The organism is Acinetobacter sichuanensis (assembly GCF_003024515.2).
Taxonomy (GTDB): domain Bacteria; phylum Pseudomonadota; class Gammaproteobacteria; order Pseudomonadales; family Moraxellaceae; genus Acinetobacter; species Acinetobacter sichuanensis.
Genome location: NZ_PYIX02000029.1, coordinates 1 through 18,179, shown reverse-complemented (window position 1 = coordinate 18,179; position 18,179 = coordinate 1). Strand labels below are relative to the sequence as shown.

The following is an 18,179-nucleotide window of genomic DNA, read 5'->3' as shown; positions in this document are numbered from 1 at the left end:
TATGATTCCGCATATCAGCCGTTTACTCGAACTTTGGCGCATCGCCGCGCACTATAGACTCGACACACTGGTTCCTGCGGAAGAATTACCTGAAAAAGCCCGCCATGCTTTGTCGCTGATTCGTATGCACCCTGCGGCATGGTCAAGCAAAGAGAAAAAAAATCCTTTAAAGCTCAAAGAAGCTTTAGAGCAAATGGGTCCTTTGGCAATTAAAATGGGGCAATTGCTCTCAACACGCCGTGATTTAATTCCACCTGAAATTTTACAGCAATTGGTTTTATTACAAGATCGAGTGAAACCATTCGGGGTTGATGTTGCCAAAACCCGTATTGAAGAATCCTTAAAAGCCAATATCACGACACTTTTCGCTCGTTTTGATGAGCAACCTTTGGCTGCCGCGTCTATTGCGCAAGTGCATACCGCAGCTTTGCATGATGGTCGTGAAGTGGTGGTCAAAGTCACCCGTCCTGACATTCGCAGTCAAATTTTAGAAGATTTTGAAATTCTCAGATGGCTCGGTGCAAGTTTAGAAAAACGTTTGGAAGCAGCACGTGCTGTGCATATTTCAGAAATTATTGAGAACTATCGTCAAGTCATTTTGAATGAACTCGATTTGACTTTAGAAGCGGATAATACCCGCCGTATGCGCCATTACTTCACAGGCTCAAGCATGATGTATGTGCCTGAAGTCTATATGGATAGCAAAGATGTGATGGTGGCTGAACGCATCACAGGCGTACCGATTTCGGATATTGCAACCTTTGAAAAACTCGGCATGGATCGTAAAGATCTGGCTGAAAAAGGTTTAACCATTTTCTTTACCCAAGTGTTCCGTGACAACTTTTTCCATGCCGACATGCATCCGGGAAATGTCTTTGTTGAAACCCTGAATCCAAGCAAACCTCGTTATATTGCGCTTGATTGTGCAATTATGGGCGAATTGTCTAAGTCCGATCAAATGACTGTTGCTCGCATGTTACTTGCGGTCATGAACAGCGATTTCATGCAACTGATTCAGATTGTGCATCAAGCAGGTTGGATTCCACCGGGAACGGATCAAGATGCTTTAGCCCGTGAAATGCGCCGTACCGTGGGTCCAATGGTGTCTAAACCGATGCATGAATTGGACTTTGCAGGCATCCTGATTCAGGTCATGGACATCGCCCGTCGTTTCCATTTGGAAATTCCACCACAGTTGATGTTATTACTAAAAACATTAGTCCATGTAGAAGGTTTAGGCACAGACCTTTATCCTGATTTGGACATTTGGAGTTTGGCAAAACCGATTCTGACCGAATGGGTTAAAGCACAAATGAATCCACAGAAAAACTTAAAAGAATTGGGGCAAAAAATTCCTGATTTACTTTTAGGTGCGCAAGATTTACCAATGTTGATGATTGACAGTTTGAATGGTTTAAAAAATCAGTCGGCATGGCATGCGAAGCAATTACATGAATTGCAAATGATGCGTTTGGAAGTTGAGCATCAACAAAAACGTAGTTGGATGTTCGGTAGTATCATGGCGATTTTCTTGTCGATTGCAATTATTGCACCGTGGTATATTTCTATTGTATTGATTGTATTGGCAAGTATTTTAGCTGTTTGGCGGATTGCGAAGTAAATCTTTTGATTGAGCATCTTGTTTAAAAGGTGCTCAATATTTTAAAATCAAGACAATAATAAATTAACTCAAAGAAAATAATGAAAAATAGTTTTTTATGGGCTGTCTATAGACAAAAGAAAAGTAGCGTTATATGGATCAGTCTATTTTTGATAGTACCCAATGTACTTAACATTTTTGCTTATTTAAATATTCATAATCATTTTTTTGATTTCACTCTTGCCAATCCAAACTCAACGTTGGGAAAGCTTATTGATAGCAATGATTTCTGGCAAACCACTTTATTTAACTTCATTCCATTTTTACTATTAATATCTGTACCACAAAAAAAATCTTATTCGTCTATTCAATTTTTGGCTTATTCTTGCAACCGTGTATTCTTTAATTAATAGTTGGTATATCAATACTTACTCTATATTTTACGTTACAGGTTTCTATTTGATATTCCGTGACATAAATAGGAAAAATGAAGAATTAATGGCGACTTATATTCAAAGAATTTGAATAAAATATTTAATGACTCCTAAGTCACCCACTGAAACCTATCGCCATTGCCCTGTCACGGCTTATTCCTAAAATACTCACATCCGTTTGAGTGAGTGAAACCATGACCCAAATTTTACAAAAACGCCCTGCTGCATTAACAATTCAAGCAGGTTCACTTGCCAAACAACGCATAGAAAAAGAAGGACTACAAGCACATCATGTCGACATGATTCCCGGTGCGGCAGGTGGTCCAAAAGGCATTGGTTTAATGGGTCTTGACCAAGCCATCTTTGCTGAATTTCTTCCTCAAGCCAAACAACGCCGTTTTTTAATTGGCTCATCTGTGGGTGCATGGCGTTTTGCAGGGATTATTGCCCAAGGTGAAAAACTCGGACCTGAAAAATTGGCTGAGTTATATATCAATTTGCCCTTTAAAAAAGGCATGAAAATAGCAGATATCGAAAAAATATCACGTGATATGTTGCATGGTATTTTAGGCAATAAAGCTGATCAATTGGTTCATCATCCTGATTATCATTTGACGATTATTGCAGCAAAAGCTGAACATTTATTTCAAAGTGATCAAAAACTTGCACTATATAGTTCCTTGCTTGGGATTATCGGTAGCAATGCGATTTCACGTGATCATTTAAATAAATTTATGCAACGTGTGATTTGTCAGCCAACTGATTTTCCACAGTTTAAAATTCAGGATGATGCATTTAAAACCCATTATATTAACTTTAATACCGACAATGTCGCCGATTGGCTCATGGCTTCGGGTTCCATTCCTGCGGTCACCCCTGCGGTGAAAAATATTGCTGACGCACCTAAAGGGGCTTATCGTGATGGCGGTTTAATTGACTATCATATTGACCTACCTTTTGAGAGTAAAGGCATTGTTTTATATCCCCATTTTACCGATAGCATCACCCCAGGTTGGTTCGATAAGATGTTTAAATCGCGCAGAGCCAATCCACAAAATCAGGCACGTACTTTGCTGATTTCTCCCTCTCAAGAATATTTACAATCATTGCCTTTAGGTCGTTTACCTGACCGTAAAGATTTTGTTTTAAAAGGCTTGTCTGATGCTGAGCGTAAAAAATTATGGAAGCAAACCGTGGCTGAAAGCCAGCGTATGGGCGATGAGTTTCTGGAATTGGTCGAAAAGCAGAATTTTACGGAAGTGATGCAAGGTTTGTAATTCAAAAATAAAGAATTTATGATTATACAAAGCTTTGGCAGATTACCATCAACATCGTCAAAGCTCGACTGCTTTTTATCACTTTTAAGTCGTCTACTGACACTGTTATATCAATCTGATCTTTGGTAGGGAAGCAGTTTACGTGATTTGAGTTTTCTGTGGATATATCAAATCCCCTATTTTCTTAAAGAGATGGCAATTACAGTGTCAGGTTTAAAATCAGGGATGTTTAGTCAGATGAAGGATGAAGATATTTCTAAGAGAAATGATCATGGATAAACTTTTAAAATTACAGATTCATCAATTGGTTCAGGATTTCCTACACAGAATTAATCAAAATGATCGTCAAGGTTTATTTGAATATAACCAAGTGACTGATGCCATGCTTGAAGAATTACATGAGGAACTCAATTCTTCATTTGAAGATAATTATCAACTCAGCATCATTCCATTTGAAGAACTTCCTGAAACCATGCCGAAAAACATGCCTTTATTTCATATCGTAGTTATGGATAAAAATTGTTTTCTTGTTGAATGTAATATTTATAATTTTGGAAAGATCACTGACCTTAAGCTACAAATAGACATTGACAAAGAAAGCTTTGAGTTGATATTAACTCGCCCATTATTCAGATCTTAGTCGTTTAATTATACTAATTTTTTTCCTCAAATCACGTAAACTATCACTGCTACGATGCTTTAATCAAATTCATCTTTCTCAATAAAGTCACTTTTCATAATTTGGTGACTTTCTTCAATTTTTAAAAGTTCTTCTACATGCCAAAATGAAAAATTGAGAGTCTTTGTTCTTGCTTCACTTAAGGATAATTTCTGATTAACTTGAACAAAATAAATTAAACCTAGCAGCCCTACATTTTGTTTTTTTAATTTAAATACTTGATTACTTAATGCAACCTCATCTTCAGCTTTAAAAGCGTCTGCAAGTTTTTTGATCTCGACTAAATCCATGATCAATATTTTCCTAAAATGTTGGAAATAACGTACACTATACAAGCTCCACGCTATCTATTACGTGCGTTTAAAGCAATTATCTAATATCAATCAACTTGGTGAAATCCTATGAACAACTTGCAATGGCTCGATGAAGTAAAATTTAACGAACAAGGACTTATTCCTGCTATTGCACAACATCATCAAACGGGACGCATTTTGATGGTGGCATGGATGAACCGCGAAGCACTACAACTCACCGCAGAAAAAATGCGTGGCGTTTACTTCTCACGTTCACGCAATAAATTATGGTTCAAAGGCGAAGAATCTGGACATTTTCAAACAGTTTATGAAATCCGTTTAGACTGCGATGCTGACGTTATTGTGTTACAAATTGAACAAGAAGGTGGCATCGCTTGTCATACAGGTCGTGAATCATGTTTCTATCGCAAACTTACGCCAAACGGTTGGGAAATTGTCGATGCACAGCTCAAAGATCCAAATGCGATTTATGGGGAAAAGTCATCTAACCCACATACTATTGCAATGAATGCATCTAATGCCCAATCAGAACAAGTTGAAGTTTTAGATTATCTTGGCAAAATGATGGCAGAGCGTAAAAAAGCCGATCCTGAGTCTTCATATGTCGCAAAACTTTATCATAAAGGTTTAAACAAAATCTTAGAGAAAATTGGTGAAGAAAGCTTTGAAACGGTGATTGCTGCTAAAGATTTTAAAGCGGAAGCCAATGAAGACAATAAAAATGATTTGATCTATGAAGTCGCTGACTTATGGTTCCATACCATTGTGATGTTGGGTTATTTCGACCTAGATGTACAATTGGTCTTAAATGAATTAGCGCGTCGTCAAGGACTGTCTGGCTTGGTTGAAAAAGCAAATCGCCAACATTAAAATTTTCCAATAAAAATAAGCGCATTATGCGCTTATTTTTTTATTCAATCTTTTAAGGCTAAAGCTTAACGTCTTTGTTCAATCGCAGCACCTGCTCCACCACCGATTGCACCACCAATTGCAGCACCTGTATTACCACCAAAAACGCCTTTCCCAATTGCTGAACCAATCGCGCCACCTACACCACTATAAGTTGCATTACGATTTGAACCATTGGATGTTTTACTTCCTACCGCAGCACCAGCACCACCACCAAGCGCAGCACCTGTACCACCGCCTACATTATTTCCTACGCCCCCACCAATTGCACCACCTAAAGCTGCTGATGCAACACGTTTATCATTACTCGACATGTTTTCACAGCCTGTCAACATCAATGTTGAAAGTGATGCGATTGCAAATATACTCATTAATTTTTTCATGTCATTCTCCATGATCTGCTCTTTCATTTATCTTAATCGCATTTCATGAACTGAATCTTAGTACTCTGTTAAGAAACGCAACTTTTCACATATTTTCTGTAAACAATAAAAAGACGCCCTAAGGCGCCTCTTTATTTTAAAATCTAGATGATATTGTCAAATTAGAACATATCTTCATTTAAAGCTTGTGAGAATGCTTGGTCAACTTCAGAGAAGTCATTTACAAGCTCATGCTCAGCAGCTTCAGCTTCTTGACGACGACGTTCTAAGTGGTAAGCCAAACCTGTACCCGCTGGGATCAAGCGACCTACAACAACGTTTTCTTTCAGACCACGTAAATCATCTTCTTTACCTGTTACAGCAGCTTCCGTTAACACACGTGTTGTTTCTTGGAACGATGCAGCAGAGATGAACGAGTCAGTAGAAAGCGATGCTTTGGTAATACCCATCAATTGACGTTCAAACTTCGCTGGGAACTTGTTCTGTGCAAGAACAGCTTGGTTCTCGCCCACAACGCGGATGTAATCCACTTGTTCGCCTTTGATGAAGCTTGTATCACCGCCATCAGTGATGTCAACTTTACGCAACATTTGACGTACGATAACTTCAATGTGCTTATCGTTGATTTTTACACCTTGGAGACGGTAAACGTCTTGTACTTCGTTTACGATGTAGTTGGTTAATGCAACTTCACCTTTGAGACGTAAGATATCATGTGGATTTTGTGGACCATCAGAAATGGTTTCACCACGGTTCACATGCTCACCCTCAAACACGTTGATTTGACGCCATTTAGGAATCAACTCTTCGTAAACTTCTGCACCATCATCAGGTGTAATCACTAAACGGTTTTTACCTTTAGTTTCTTTACCAAAGCTCACAATACCTGAAACTTCTGCAAGAATTGCATGCTCTTTCGGTTTACGTGCTTCAAATAAATCCGCTACGCGTGGAAGACCACCGGTAATATCACGTGTACGTGAAGTTTCTTGTGGTACACGACCGATAACGTCACCGACACCAATCGTTTCGCCATCACGAACAGTTACGATCGTATTTTGTGGTAAGAAGTAGAATTGTTCACCGCCATCCACTGTATCTAACACAATCGCAGGACGTAAATCTTTACCAGAAGCAGGACGAGCTGTTACAGGTAAAATTTCAGTCGTTGTCATACCAGTTGCATCATCAGTTTTTGATGTTGCAGTCACGCCATCAGCGATTTGGCTGAAACGTGCTTTACCAGCAACTTCCGTAACCAATGGATGTGTATGCGGATCCCAAGTTGCAACGATACCACCACCTTCAACAGCTTCACCATCTTTCAACAAGATGCTTGCACCGTAAGGAAGTTTATAACGCTCACGCTCACGACCGATATCATCTGCAATACCGATTTCACCTGAACGTGAAACAGATACCAAGTGACCTTTGGCATGTTGTACAGTTTTAACGTTATGGAAACGTACTGTACCTTTGTTACGTACTTGAACGCTGTTTGCAGCAGAAGTTCGGCTTGCAGCACCACCCACGTGGAATGTACGCATGGTTAACTGTGTACCAGGTTCACCAATTGATTGTGCAGCCATTACACCAACAGACTCACCTGGATTTACCAAGTGACCGCGAGCAAGGTCACGACCATAACATTTCGCACAAACACCGAATGTTGAAGCACAGTTTACAACTGAACGTACTTTAACTTCATCGACACCATTGTCTTCAAGATACGTTGCAAGTTTCTCGTCAATCAATGTGTTACGTGGAAGAAGTACATCTTCTGTACCTGGTTTCTTCACATCTTCAGCAAGTACACGACCCAATACTCGAGCACCTAAGTTCTCGATGACATCACCACCTTGAATGAACGGAGTCATTACAAGACCGTCATAAGTACCACAATCTGGCTCAGTGATCACTAAGTCTTGTGCTACGTCAACCAAACGACGAGTTAAGTAACCAGAGTTCGCTGTTTTAAGTGCTGTATCGGCCAAACCTTTACGTGCACCGTGTGTTGAAATGAAGTACTGAAGTACTGTCAAACCTTCACGGAAGTTTGCTTTAATTGGTGTTTCAATGATCGAACCATCTGGTTTCGCCATCAAACCACGCATACCTGCAAGCTGACGAATCTGAGCTGCCGAACCACGGGCACCTGAGTCAGACATCATATAAATTGAGTTGAATGATTTTTGTTTCTCATCTTCACCCTGTTTGTTTTTAACAGTTGTGAATGACAAGTTGTCCATCATTGCTTTCGCTACTTGGTCATTGGTACGTGCCCAAATATCGACAACTTTGTTATAACGCTCACCAGCAGTTACGAAACCTTGCTCAAACTGATGTTCAATTTCACGAACTTCAGTTTCTGCTTTGTCAATAATCGCTTGTTTTTGTGGTGGAATAACCATGTCTTCCATACCGACAGAAACACCAGAGCGAGTTGCTTGACGGAAGCCCAAGTACATCAATTGATCCGCAAAGATTACTGTATCTTTAAGACCTAATTTACGGTAACAAGAGTTGATCAATTTAGAGATGTTTTTCTTGGTCATCTCAAGATTGATTTGTTGGAAATCCATTCCTTCAGGAACAACTTCCCAAAGTAAACAACGACCAGGAGTTGTATCTACAACAATCGTTTGATGCTCACGATTACCATTTTCATCAATAACAGTTTGGTGTACACGTGCTTTTACGCGAGCGTGTAAGTCAACTTGACCTGTTGCAAGTGCACGGTTTACTTCGTGAGTATCCGCAAACACCATGCCTTCACCTTTGGCATTGATCGCATCACGAGTGATGTAATACAAGCCTAAGACAACGTCCTGAGAAGGTACGATAATCGGCTCACCATTTGCAGGTGACAAGATGTTATTGGTAGACATCATTAACGCACGAGCTTCAAGTTGAGCTTCAAGTGTTAATGGAACGTGTACCGCCATTTGGTCACCATCGAAGTCGGCGTTAAACGCAGCACATACGAGTGGGTGAAGACGGATCGCTTTACCTTCAATTAAAGTCGGTTCAAATGCTTGAAGACCTAAACGGTGAAGTGTTGGCGCACGGTTCAACATAATTGGATGCTGACGAATGACAGATGCAAGTACGTCCCAAACTTCTGGTGTCTCACGCTCAACCATTTTCTTCGCAGCTTTAATGGTGGTTGCTTGACCAGACGCTTGTAGTTTCGCAAAGATAAATGGTTTGAATAATTCAAGTGCCATTTTCTTAGGAAGACCACATTGGTGCAAACGTAGTGATGGACCAACTGTAATTACCGAACGACCTGAATAGTCAACACGCTTACCAAGTAAGTTTTGACGGAAACGACCTTGTTTACCTTTGATCATATCTGCCAAAGATTTAAGAGGACGTTTGTTCGAACCTGTAATTGCACGACCACGACGACCGTTATCTAACAATGCATCCACAGACTCTTGTAACATACGTTTTTCGTTACGTACGATAATGTCTGGCGCTGCAAGGTCAAGAAGACGTTTTAAACGGTTGTTACGGTTGATCACACGACGATACAAATCGTTCAAGTCAGAAGTCGCAAAACGACCACCTTCAAGCGGTACAAGCGGACGAAGATCTGGTGGAAGTACTGGAAGTACAGTCAACACCATCCATTCAGGCTTGTTATTTGAATCGTTGAATGCTTCCATCAACTTCAAACGCTTAGATGCTTTTTTAAGCTTTGTTTCTGAAGTTGTATTTGGAATTTCTTCACGTAAACGAGAAATTTCAGCTTCAAGATCAATATCTTTTAACAAATCTTGAACAGCTTCCGCACCCATTTTCGCGCTGAATTCATCACCGTGTTCTTCTAACGCAGTGAAGTATTCTTCATCATTAAGAAGTTGATACTTCTCCATTGGCGTCATGCCAGGATCAGTTACAACATAAGATTCGAAATACAATACACGTTCGATATCACGTAAAGTCATATCAAGAAGTAAACCGATACGGCTTGGTAATGATTTTAAGAACCAAATATGTGCAACTGGAGAAGCTAATTCGATATGACCCATACGTTCACGACGAACTTTCGCAGTTGTTACTTCAACGCCACATTTTTCACAAATGACGCCTTTGTATTTCATACGCTTGTATTTACCACACAAGCATTCGTAATCTTTTACTGGACCAAAAATTTTGGCACAGAACAAACCATCACGTTCTGGTTTAAAAGTACGATAGTTAATTGTCTCAGGCTTTTTAACTTCACCGTGAGACCATGACTTAATCATTTCTGGTGACGCAAGACCAATACGGATGCGGTCAAACTCTACAGGAGCATGACCGTCTGAATCCGTCTTTTTGCGCATGATATCGAGCAAGTCTTTCAATTTTTTTCTCCGTGTGTTGTGGAGATTTTCACTCTACAACTGGGTCACAAATATTGTTTTTTCACTGAATTTTAATCCCCCTTGGTCCCCCTTTAAAAAAGGGGGAAAGTCCCTCTTTCATAAAGAGGGATTTAGGGAGATTTAATGGTGAAGTTTAATCACCATTTTTCAGTTCAATGTTGATACCTAAAGAACGGATCTCTTTGGTCAATACGTTGAACGATTCAGGCATACCAGGGTCCATATAATGGTTACCATCTACAATATTCTTATAGATACGAGTACGACCTTCAACGTCATCCGACTTCACAGTAAGCATTTCTTGAAGTGTATAAGCAGCACCATAAGCTTCAAGTGCCCAAACCTCCATCTCACCGAAACGCTGACCACCGAATTGTGCTTTACCACCAAGCGGCTGTTGAGTTACAAGCGAGTAAGAACCTGTAGAACGCGCATGCATTTTGTCATCAACCAAGTGGTTGAGTTTTAACATATACATATAACCAACGGTTACTGGACGGTCAAAACGCTCACCTGTACGTCCATCATACAATACTGTCTGACCTGTACGTGAGATACCACCAAGTTCAAGTAACTCTTTGATTTGTCCTTCTTCAGCACCATCAAATACAGGTGTTGCTAAAGGAACACCTTGACGAAGGTTACCAGACAATACCAAGATTTCATCATCAGTTAAGCTATCAAGATCTTCTTGCTCACCACCGACTTTGTTATAAATCTTGTCTAAGAATTCACGTAACTCAAGAATAGTACGTTGCTCTTTCAACATCTTATCGATCTTATCGCCAAGACCTTTTGCTGCCATACCTAAGTGAGTTTCAAGAATCTGACCCACGTTCATACGTGATGGTACGCCGAGTGGGTTCAACACCACATCAACAGGAATACCATTTGCATCATGTGGCATGTCTTCTACAGGCAAGATGTTAGATACAACACCTTTGTTCCCGTGACGACCCGCCATCTTGTCACCTGGTTGGATACGACGCTTAACAGCCAAGTAAACTTTAACAACTTTCAATACGCCAGTTGTTAATTCATCACCTGTAGAAAGTTTGCGTTTTTTCTCAGCAAATTTCTCATCAATTTCAAGGCTCTTCTCTTTCAAGAACACTTGAATTTGAGTTAAACGCTCAGCAACAGCTTCATCAACAGGTTGAATTTCAAGTAAATCAACAAGATCTAAAGTCGACAATAAATCTTCAGTGATTTTTTGACCACGTTTAGTTGAACCACCACCGTTAGATTCTTGACCATTCAACAAACGAACAATACGTTCACGTGCTGCTTCTTCGAAGATTTTGTATTCTTCTTTCAAGTCTTTACGGTAAGCATCAAGTTGTGATTTTTCAATCGCTTGAGCACGTTCGTCTTTCTCAATACCATCACGAGTGAAGACTTGTACATCAATGACTGTACCTTTCACACCAGAAGATACACGTAAAGAAGAATCTTTTACGTCAGCCGCTTTTTCACCGAAGATTGCACGAAGCAATTTTTCTTCAGGTGTTAATTGCGTTTCACCTTTAGGCGTTACTTTACCAACAAGAATATCACCTGCTGTTACTTCAGCACCGATATACACGATCCCAGATTCATCAAGTTTAGATAATGCAGCTTCACCGACGTTAGGAATATCGGCAGTAATTTCTTCTGCACCTAACTTAGTATCACGCGCAACACATGACAATTCTTGAATATGAATCGAAGTTAAACGATCTTCTTGAAGTACGCGCTCAGATAATAAAATCGAGTCTTCGTAGTTGTAACCGTTCCAAGTCATAAATGCGACACGCATGTTTTGACCAAGTGCTAATTCACCACCATCAGTTGATGGACCATCAGCAAGAACGTCGCCACGACCCACTTTATCACCAAGGCTTACAAGCACTTTTTGGTTAATACAAGTGTTTTGGTTTGAACGTGTATATTTGATTAAGTTGTAGATATCTACACCTGCCTCACCCGCGATCATTTCGTCTTCATTTACACGAATAACCACACGAGAAGCATCAACAAACTCAATACGTCCGCCACGTTTCGCAATCACGCACACACCAGAGTCATGTGCTACGTTTGCTTCCATACCTGTACCAACAAGTGGCTTGTCAGCAAGCAATGTCGGAACAGCCTGACGTTGCATGTTTGAACCCATCAATGCACGGTTGGCATCATCGTGTTCAAGGAATGGAATAAGTGATGCTGCAACAGATACAACCTGCTGTGCAGAAACATCCATATGCGTTACTTTTTCAGGTGGCATACGAACGAAGTCACCTTGGTGACGTACAGAAACGAATTCTTCTGTTAAGTTACCATCTTTATCTACACCAGAATCGGCCTGTGCAATGACAGTACCTACTTCTTCAATTGCAGATAAATATTCAACTTCTTCAGTTACACGACCATCAACAACTTTACGATATGGTGTTTCTAAGAAACCAAAGCTATTTGCTTTTGCATATACAGAAAGTGAGTTGATCAAACCAATGTTTGGACCCTCTGGTGTCTCAATTGGACAAACACGACCATAGTGAGTTTGATGTACATCACGTACCTCAAAGCCTGCACGTTCACGTGTTAAACCACCAGGACCAAGTGCTGATACACGACGTTTGTGTGTAATTTCAGATAATGGATTGTTTTGATCCATAAACTGAGATAACTGGCTTGAACCAAAGAATTCTTTGATTGCAGCAGCAACTGGTTTAGCATTGATCAAATCTTGTGGAGATAAGTTATCTGTTTCAGCTTGGTTTAAACGCTCTTTAACAGCACGCTCAACACGAACTAGACCTACACGGAATTGGTTTTCTGTCATTTCACCAACAGAACGAACACGACGGTTACCTAAATGGTCAATATCGTCGACTTCACCTTTACCATTACGAATCTCAACCAATGTTCTTAAAACATCAGTAATATCTTCGTTTGAAAGAATACCTTCAACTTCACGTGATTTTTGGTCAGTACCCACTTCATAAGGACGACCTAAACGACGATTAAACTTCATACGACCCACTGGCGATAAATCATAACGCTCAGTTGAGAAGAATAAGTTATTAAATAAGTTTTCTGCCGCTTCTTTTGTTGGTGGCTCGCCTGGGCGCATTACTTTATAAATTTCAACTAATGCTTCTTCACGACCTGAAGTAGTATCTGCGCGCAAAGTATCCGCAACGAATGGACCACGATCGATGTCATTGGTATAAAGCACGTTAAATTGTTTAACACCGCCTTCTGCCAATTTCACCATTACTTCATGGCTCAATACTGTATTTGCAGCAATCACATCACCATTATGTAAAGTGATATCTTGTGCAACAATACGCTCATATAAGTATTCATCAGGAACTGGGAGTTTTGTTAAGCCCGCAGCTTCCATTTGACGTACATGACGCGCATTAATACGTTTACCTTGCTCAACAATAGTTTTACCATCATTGTCAGCAATATCAAACTGCGCCATTTCACCACGAAGGCGTTCAGGCACTAAGTCAATTTGATAACTACCCATATCAAGATATACAGGAACTTTTTCATAGAACATGTCTAGAATTTGTTCATTTGTATAATTTAATGCACGTAGTACAACGGTAGCTAATAATTTACGACGACGGTCAATACGTACATAAACTAAATCTTTTGCATCAAACTCAAAGTCTAACCATGAACCACGGTAAGGAATAATACGTGCTGAATAAAGCACTTTACCACTTGAGTGTGTTTTACCTTTATCATGATCAAAGAATACACCTGGTGAACGATGTAATTGCGATACAATTACACGCTCAGTACCATTGATAACAAAGGTACCATTCTCTGTCATGAGTGGCATTTCACCCATGTAAACTTCTTGCTCACGAACGTCTTTGATTGATTTCGTTTCACGATCTTTAATGATCAAACGAATTTTCACACGCATTGGTGCCGCATAAGTTGAGCCGCGAAGAATACATTCACGTACATCAAACTCTGGCTTACCAAGGCTATACTCAACGAATTCTAAAGCAGCATTGCCAGAATAGCTTTCAATTGGAAACACTGAACGAAATGCGGCTTGGAGACCAATATCTTCGCGATTTTTTGGAGATTTGCCATCTTGTAAGAATGTTCTGTACGAGTCGACTTGAATCGAGAGCAGGTACGGAGCATGCATGACTTGGGGCAATTTACCAAAATTCTTACGGATCCGTTTCTTTTCGGTATATGAGTATGCCATCTGGAGTCCTCGGAAAGTAAACTAAATCCGCCTGCAGAACAGATTTAGAAGGAATTACGCAGGTCGATATGACCACCACCTTTATACAAATGCTGCAATTTTCAGTGGTATAAAACGCTTAACAATATTTTCAAAATCGAAAAACATTGTTAAGCGTTTGATTTTCTTTGTTTATTTTTAAAATTGACGATTTTCCCATCATTCAATTTAAAATCGAGCCGATTATTGTAACGCAAAAAGGCTGATAGCCCAAGAGCTATCAGCCAATTTGTGGAGTCGATTTTTAAATAATCGACTCCGCTTAAGATTACTTAAGTTTAACTTCAGCACCAGCAGCTTCAAGTTTAGTTTTAAGTTCTTCAGCTTCTTCTTTAGAAACGCCTTCTTTGATTGCAGAAGGAGCGCCTTCAACAAGATCTTTAGCTTCTTTAAGACCAAGACCAGTTGCTTCACGAACTGCTTTAATTACAGCAACTTTGTTAGCACCGAAGCTAGCAAGTTCAACTGTGAATTCAGTTTGTTCTTCAGCAGCAGCAACAGCTGGACCTGCAGCAGCAACAGCTACAGCAGCAGCAGATACATTGAATTTTTCTTCAAAAGCAGAAATAAGTTCAACAAGTTCAAGAACTGTTTTTTCAGCAACTGCGTCTAAGATTTCTTGGTTAGTTAAAGCCATGAGAGTAACTCCAAATGGATATTGAATGGTGTGTAAAAATGTTTAAGCTTAAGCAGCTTCTGACTCGTTTTTCTCTTTGAGCGCTGTAATAAGGCGACCCAATTTCGAAATAGGAGCTTGAAGAACGTTTGCAAGCATAGTAAGCGCTTTCTCTTGGTTTGGAAGGTTCGCGATAACGCTCACTTCAGCACCTTGATAAACTTTACCGTCGAATGCAGCAGCTTTAAGTTCAAATGCTTTATTAGTTTTAGCAAAATCTTCAAACAAACGAGCAGCTGCGCCCATGTCGTCTTCAGAAGTTGAGAAAGCTAAGATTGTTGGGCCAACAAGGTTGTCACTCAAAATATTGAATTGAGTGTCTTGAAGCGCACGTTTAGCTAAAGTGTTACGCACTACACGAGTAGCAACACCAAGTTTACGAGCTTCAACACGTAGAGCAGTTAATTGCTCAACAGTTAAACCTTGATAGTCAGCAACAACAGCAGCATACGCAGTAGAAGCAACTTCAGTTACTTCAGCTACGATCTGTTTTTTGTCTTCGATAAGAAGAGCCATTGTAAAACCTCCTAACGGTGATTTATGCACTTAAAAAAGTGCACTCCCAATTCGTAAGATCATCACTGAACTTACACGCGGAGGAGGAACAAATCACACCACCGCGTCTACTCAGACTGGATTTTTAAGAAGTGGCTTCGAAAAACCACCTCGCCTGAGGTCTTTGACGCTGATAAATATTCACTTATCAATTCAAAGTTTGCCTAAGAATCCCCCTAAATCCCCCTTTAAAAAAGTGGGACTTACTCCCCTCTTTCATAAAGAGGGGCTGGGGGAGATTTTCAGGGCTTTAAAATTCTTTATTTAAATAAGTTAAAACTTATTTAGAAACGTTTTGTACATCAACAGTAAGACCAGGACCCATAGTTGAGCTCAAAGTGATCTTTTGAATGTAAATACCTTTAGAAGTTGCAGGTTTTGCTTTCTTAAGGTCAGCAACAAGTGCTTCAACGTTTGAACGAACAGCTTCAGCAGTGAAACCTACTTGACCGATCGCAGCGTGGATGATACCCGCTTTGTCTACACGGTAACGTGCTTGACCTGCTTTTGCATTTTTAACTGCAGTTGCAACGTCAGGAGTTACAGTACCCACTTTAGGGTTTGGCATTAAGCCACGTGGACCAAGGATTGTACCTAACTTACCTACAACGCGCATTGCATCTGGAGCAGCAATTACTACGTCAAAGTCTAAGTTACCCGCTTGAATGCTTTCAGCAAGATCATCAAAACCAACGATGTCCGCGCCTTCAGCTTTAGCAGCTTCAGCAGCAGCGCCTTGAGCAAACACAGCAACACGTACAGTTTTACCAGTACCTGCAGGAAGTGTAGTCGCGCCACGAACAACTTGGTCAGATTTACGAGGATCAACACCTAGATTTACCGCAACATCCAAAGATTCTTTGAATTTTGCAGCAGGTAGGCTGCTAAGAACTTGTACTGCTTCTTCCAAAGTGTAAACTTTGTTAGCTTCAATTGCAGCAGCAATGGCTTTTTGACGTTTAGTTAACTTTGCCATGTCTTATAGCTCCACATCCAAGCCCATAGAACGTGCAGAACCAGCGATGGTACGTACACGAGCGTCTAAATCAGCACCAGTTAAATCTGGTTCTTTAGTAGTCGCGATCTCTTCTAACTGAGCACGAGTCAACTTACCAACTTTAGTTTTGTTAGGTACAGCTGAACCCTTTTGAATACCAGCAGCTTTCTTAAGAAGAATCGCAGCAGGTGGAGTTTTCATGATGAATGTGAACGACTTATCGTTGTACACAGTAATCACTACAGGAATTGGAAGACCAGCTTCAACTTTTTGTGTAGCAGCATTGAATTCTTTACAGAATGCCATGATGTTAACACCACGTTGACCTAGTGCAGGACCAATCGGTGGAGATGGATTCGCTTTACCAGCTGGAACTTGCAGCTTGATATAGCCGTCAATCTTCTTAGCCATTTCAAATTACCTCTGGGTACAAACGCCTTTTAGAGCTCCCCATATTTTTAATGTAACGTAAAATCAGTATGATACCGTTACAACAACAATGCCCGACTTTCAAAAAATCGGGCGTTCCTGAACAACACAAATTAGATTGTTTTTTCGACTTGGCGAAATTCCAATTCAACTTGAGTTGGTCGATTGAATACATTAATTGTCAACGTTAAACGAGACTTTTCGTATTGAACTTCTTCCACCACACCTTTAAAGTCTGTGAATGGACCGTCAATAACCAATAATTCTTCACCAGGCTCAAACATCGTCTTAGGACGTGGTGCTTCACCTTTATTGTGTACACGTGCAAGAATCGCATCAGCTTCTTTTTGCGTAATTGGTGCAGGTTTTTCTGCTGTACCACCAATGAAACCCAATACTTTTGGACATTCTTTTACAATGTGCCAAGTTTCATCATTCATTTCCATTTCAACTAACACATAGCCTGGAAAGAATTTACGCTCTGATTTACGTTTCTTACCATCCTTCATTTCCACCACTTCTTCGGTAGGAACAAGGACTTCACCAAAACTATCAGCAACAGCGCTACGCTGGATTCGATCATTAAGTGAACGCATCACTTGTTTTTCATAACCTGAATAGGCATGAATAATGTACCAACGTTTCATAGCTCTCTTACCCGATAATAAACTTCATAAACCAACCGATCATGTAGTCAAAACACCACAATACGATAGCGGCAACGACCACAACCAGTAAAACTTGCCATGAAGTTGTGACTGTTTCATGTTTTGTAGGCCAAGTCACTCGACGCAATTCAAGTCGAGCATCTTTTAGCAAACGAACAAAACCTTTGCCTTGATGGGTGGCGTATAATAAACCTAAAGCCACTACGATACAAGCTATAATTACCCCAATGCGCACCCAAATACTATTTGCTGGTGCCCAATATGCTGGTAGAAACTGATTCACCATCATTGCACCAACCAATAAGATTAAGGCAACGATCCAAAACACCACATCTAGTGGAGAACCAGAACTTACTACTTCAGCAGGATTATTTCTTTGAGGAATTGGCGCGCCGCCCATTGCGTCACGCGATTTATCATTCGACATTCTTTTACTCGTCGTAGGATTCGCGACTTATTATATGACCAGTTCAGTCGGCATCAAGCTTTTTATTAAAAATATGGCAGGTCAGGAGGGACTCGAACCCCCAACATTCGGTTTTGGAGACCGACGCTCTACCAATTGAACTACTGACCTATAACACAAACCGAGAATCGAAACCCTCGGCTTGAGACAATACT

Annotated in this window: 14 protein-coding genes, 1 tRNA gene and 1 pseudogene; 5 read left to right on the top strand and 11 right to left on the bottom strand. The window is 40.3% G+C overall.

What is annotated here, in order from left to right:
• Nucleotide 1: 1 nt before the first annotated feature.
• From C9E89_RS15320 to C9E89_RS15305, 4 genes and pseudogenes are all read left to right on the top strand, one after another.
• The gene (locus C9E89_RS15320) at nucleotides 2-1,621 is read left to right on the top strand and encodes an ABC1 kinase family protein (RefSeq protein WP_107009209.1); all 1,620 of its coding nucleotides are present in this window, start codon (nucleotides 2-4) and stop codon (nucleotides 1,619-1,621) included.
• A 607-nt stretch (nucleotides 1,622-2,228) separates the two neighbouring features.
• Nucleotides 2,229-3,311, top strand: coding sequence for a patatin-like phospholipase domain-containing protein (locus C9E89_RS15315; protein ID WP_107009208.1), 1,083 nt, complete (start codon nucleotides 2,229-2,231; stop codon nucleotides 3,309-3,311).
• Between the two features lie 20 nt (nucleotides 3,312-3,331).
• Nucleotides 3,332-3,590, top strand: a pseudogene (locus tag C9E89_RS23845) (oxidoreductase); the annotation flags it as partial.
• Nucleotides 3,583-3,951, top strand: coding sequence for a hypothetical protein (locus C9E89_RS15305; protein WP_107009207.1), 369 nt, complete (start codon nucleotides 3,583-3,585; stop codon nucleotides 3,949-3,951). The pseudogene C9E89_RS23845 and the gene C9E89_RS15305, both read left to right, overlap by 8 nt.
• A 59-nt stretch (nucleotides 3,952-4,010) precedes the next feature.
• Here the strand turns inward: C9E89_RS15305 and C9E89_RS15300 are convergent, their stop codons facing one another.
• Entirely contained in the window at nucleotides 4,011-4,280 is a 270-nt protein-coding gene (locus tag C9E89_RS15300; protein ID WP_213069646.1) for a hypothetical protein, read from the bottom strand.
• Nucleotides 4,281-4,391: 111 nt separating this feature from the next.
• Here C9E89_RS15300 and hisIE point away from each other — a divergent pair, with 111 nt between their 5' ends.
• Nucleotides 4,392-5,174, top strand: a complete 783-nt coding sequence (hisIE, locus tag C9E89_RS15295) for a bifunctional phosphoribosyl-AMP cyclohydrolase/phosphoribosyl-ATP diphosphatase HisIE (protein WP_107009206.1) — start codon at nucleotides 4,392-4,394, stop codon at nucleotides 5,172-5,174.
• A gap of 65 nt (nucleotides 5,175-5,239) precedes the next feature.
• Here hisIE and C9E89_RS15290 read toward each other — a convergent pair whose 3' ends face one another.
• From C9E89_RS15290 to C9E89_RS15245, 10 genes are all read right to left on the bottom strand, one after another.
• Nucleotides 5,240-5,596 (bottom strand): DNA transfer protein p32, encoded by a 357-nt coding sequence (locus C9E89_RS15290; protein WP_107009205.1) that lies wholly within the window; start codon nucleotides 5,594-5,596, stop codon nucleotides 5,240-5,242.
• Nucleotides 5,597-5,757: 161 nt separating this feature from the next.
• Nucleotides 5,758-9,951, bottom strand: coding sequence for a DNA-directed RNA polymerase subunit beta' (gene rpoC, locus C9E89_RS15285; RefSeq protein WP_107009204.1), 4,194 nt, complete (start codon nucleotides 9,949-9,951; stop codon nucleotides 5,758-5,760).
• Between the two features lie 154 nt (nucleotides 9,952-10,105).
• A complete protein-coding gene (gene rpoB / locus C9E89_RS15280) occupies nucleotides 10,106-14,194 on the bottom strand; it encodes a DNA-directed RNA polymerase subunit beta (protein WP_107009203.1) in 4,089 nt (1,362 codons plus the stop codon).
• A 307-nt stretch (nucleotides 14,195-14,501) separates the two neighbouring features.
• Nucleotides 14,502-14,870: a 50S ribosomal protein L7/L12 gene (rplL, locus tag C9E89_RS15275; protein ID WP_107009202.1), complete on the bottom strand. Its 369-nt coding sequence runs from the start codon at nucleotides 14,868-14,870 to the stop codon at nucleotides 14,502-14,504.
• Between the two features lie 48 nt (nucleotides 14,871-14,918).
• Nucleotides 14,919-15,425, bottom strand: coding sequence for a 50S ribosomal protein L10 (gene rplJ / locus C9E89_RS15270; protein ID WP_107009201.1), 507 nt, complete (start codon nucleotides 15,423-15,425; stop codon nucleotides 14,919-14,921).
• Nucleotides 15,426-15,744: 319 nt separating this feature from the next.
• The gene (rplA, locus tag C9E89_RS15265; RefSeq protein ID WP_107009200.1) at nucleotides 15,745-16,440 is read right to left on the bottom strand and encodes a 50S ribosomal protein L1; all 696 of its coding nucleotides are present in this window, start codon (nucleotides 16,438-16,440) and stop codon (nucleotides 15,745-15,747) included.
• 3 nt (nucleotides 16,441-16,443) lie between these two features.
• Nucleotides 16,444-16,872: a 50S ribosomal protein L11 gene (rplK, locus tag C9E89_RS15260; protein ID WP_107009199.1), complete on the bottom strand. Its 429-nt coding sequence runs from the start codon at nucleotides 16,870-16,872 to the stop codon at nucleotides 16,444-16,446.
• A 131-nt stretch (nucleotides 16,873-17,003) separates the two neighbouring features.
• The gene (nusG, locus tag C9E89_RS15255) at nucleotides 17,004-17,537 is read right to left on the bottom strand and encodes a transcription termination/antitermination protein NusG (protein ID WP_004920613.1); all 534 of its coding nucleotides are present in this window, start codon (nucleotides 17,535-17,537) and stop codon (nucleotides 17,004-17,006) included.
• A gap of 7 nt (nucleotides 17,538-17,544) precedes the next feature.
• A complete protein-coding gene (gene secE / locus C9E89_RS15250; RefSeq protein WP_107009198.1) occupies nucleotides 17,545-17,985 on the bottom strand; it encodes a preprotein translocase subunit SecE in 441 nt (146 codons plus the stop codon).
• Nucleotides 17,986-18,059: 74 nt separating this feature from the next.
• A tRNA-Trp gene (locus C9E89_RS15245) sits at nucleotides 18,060-18,135 on the bottom strand.
• Nucleotides 18,136-18,179 lie beyond the last annotated feature (44 nt).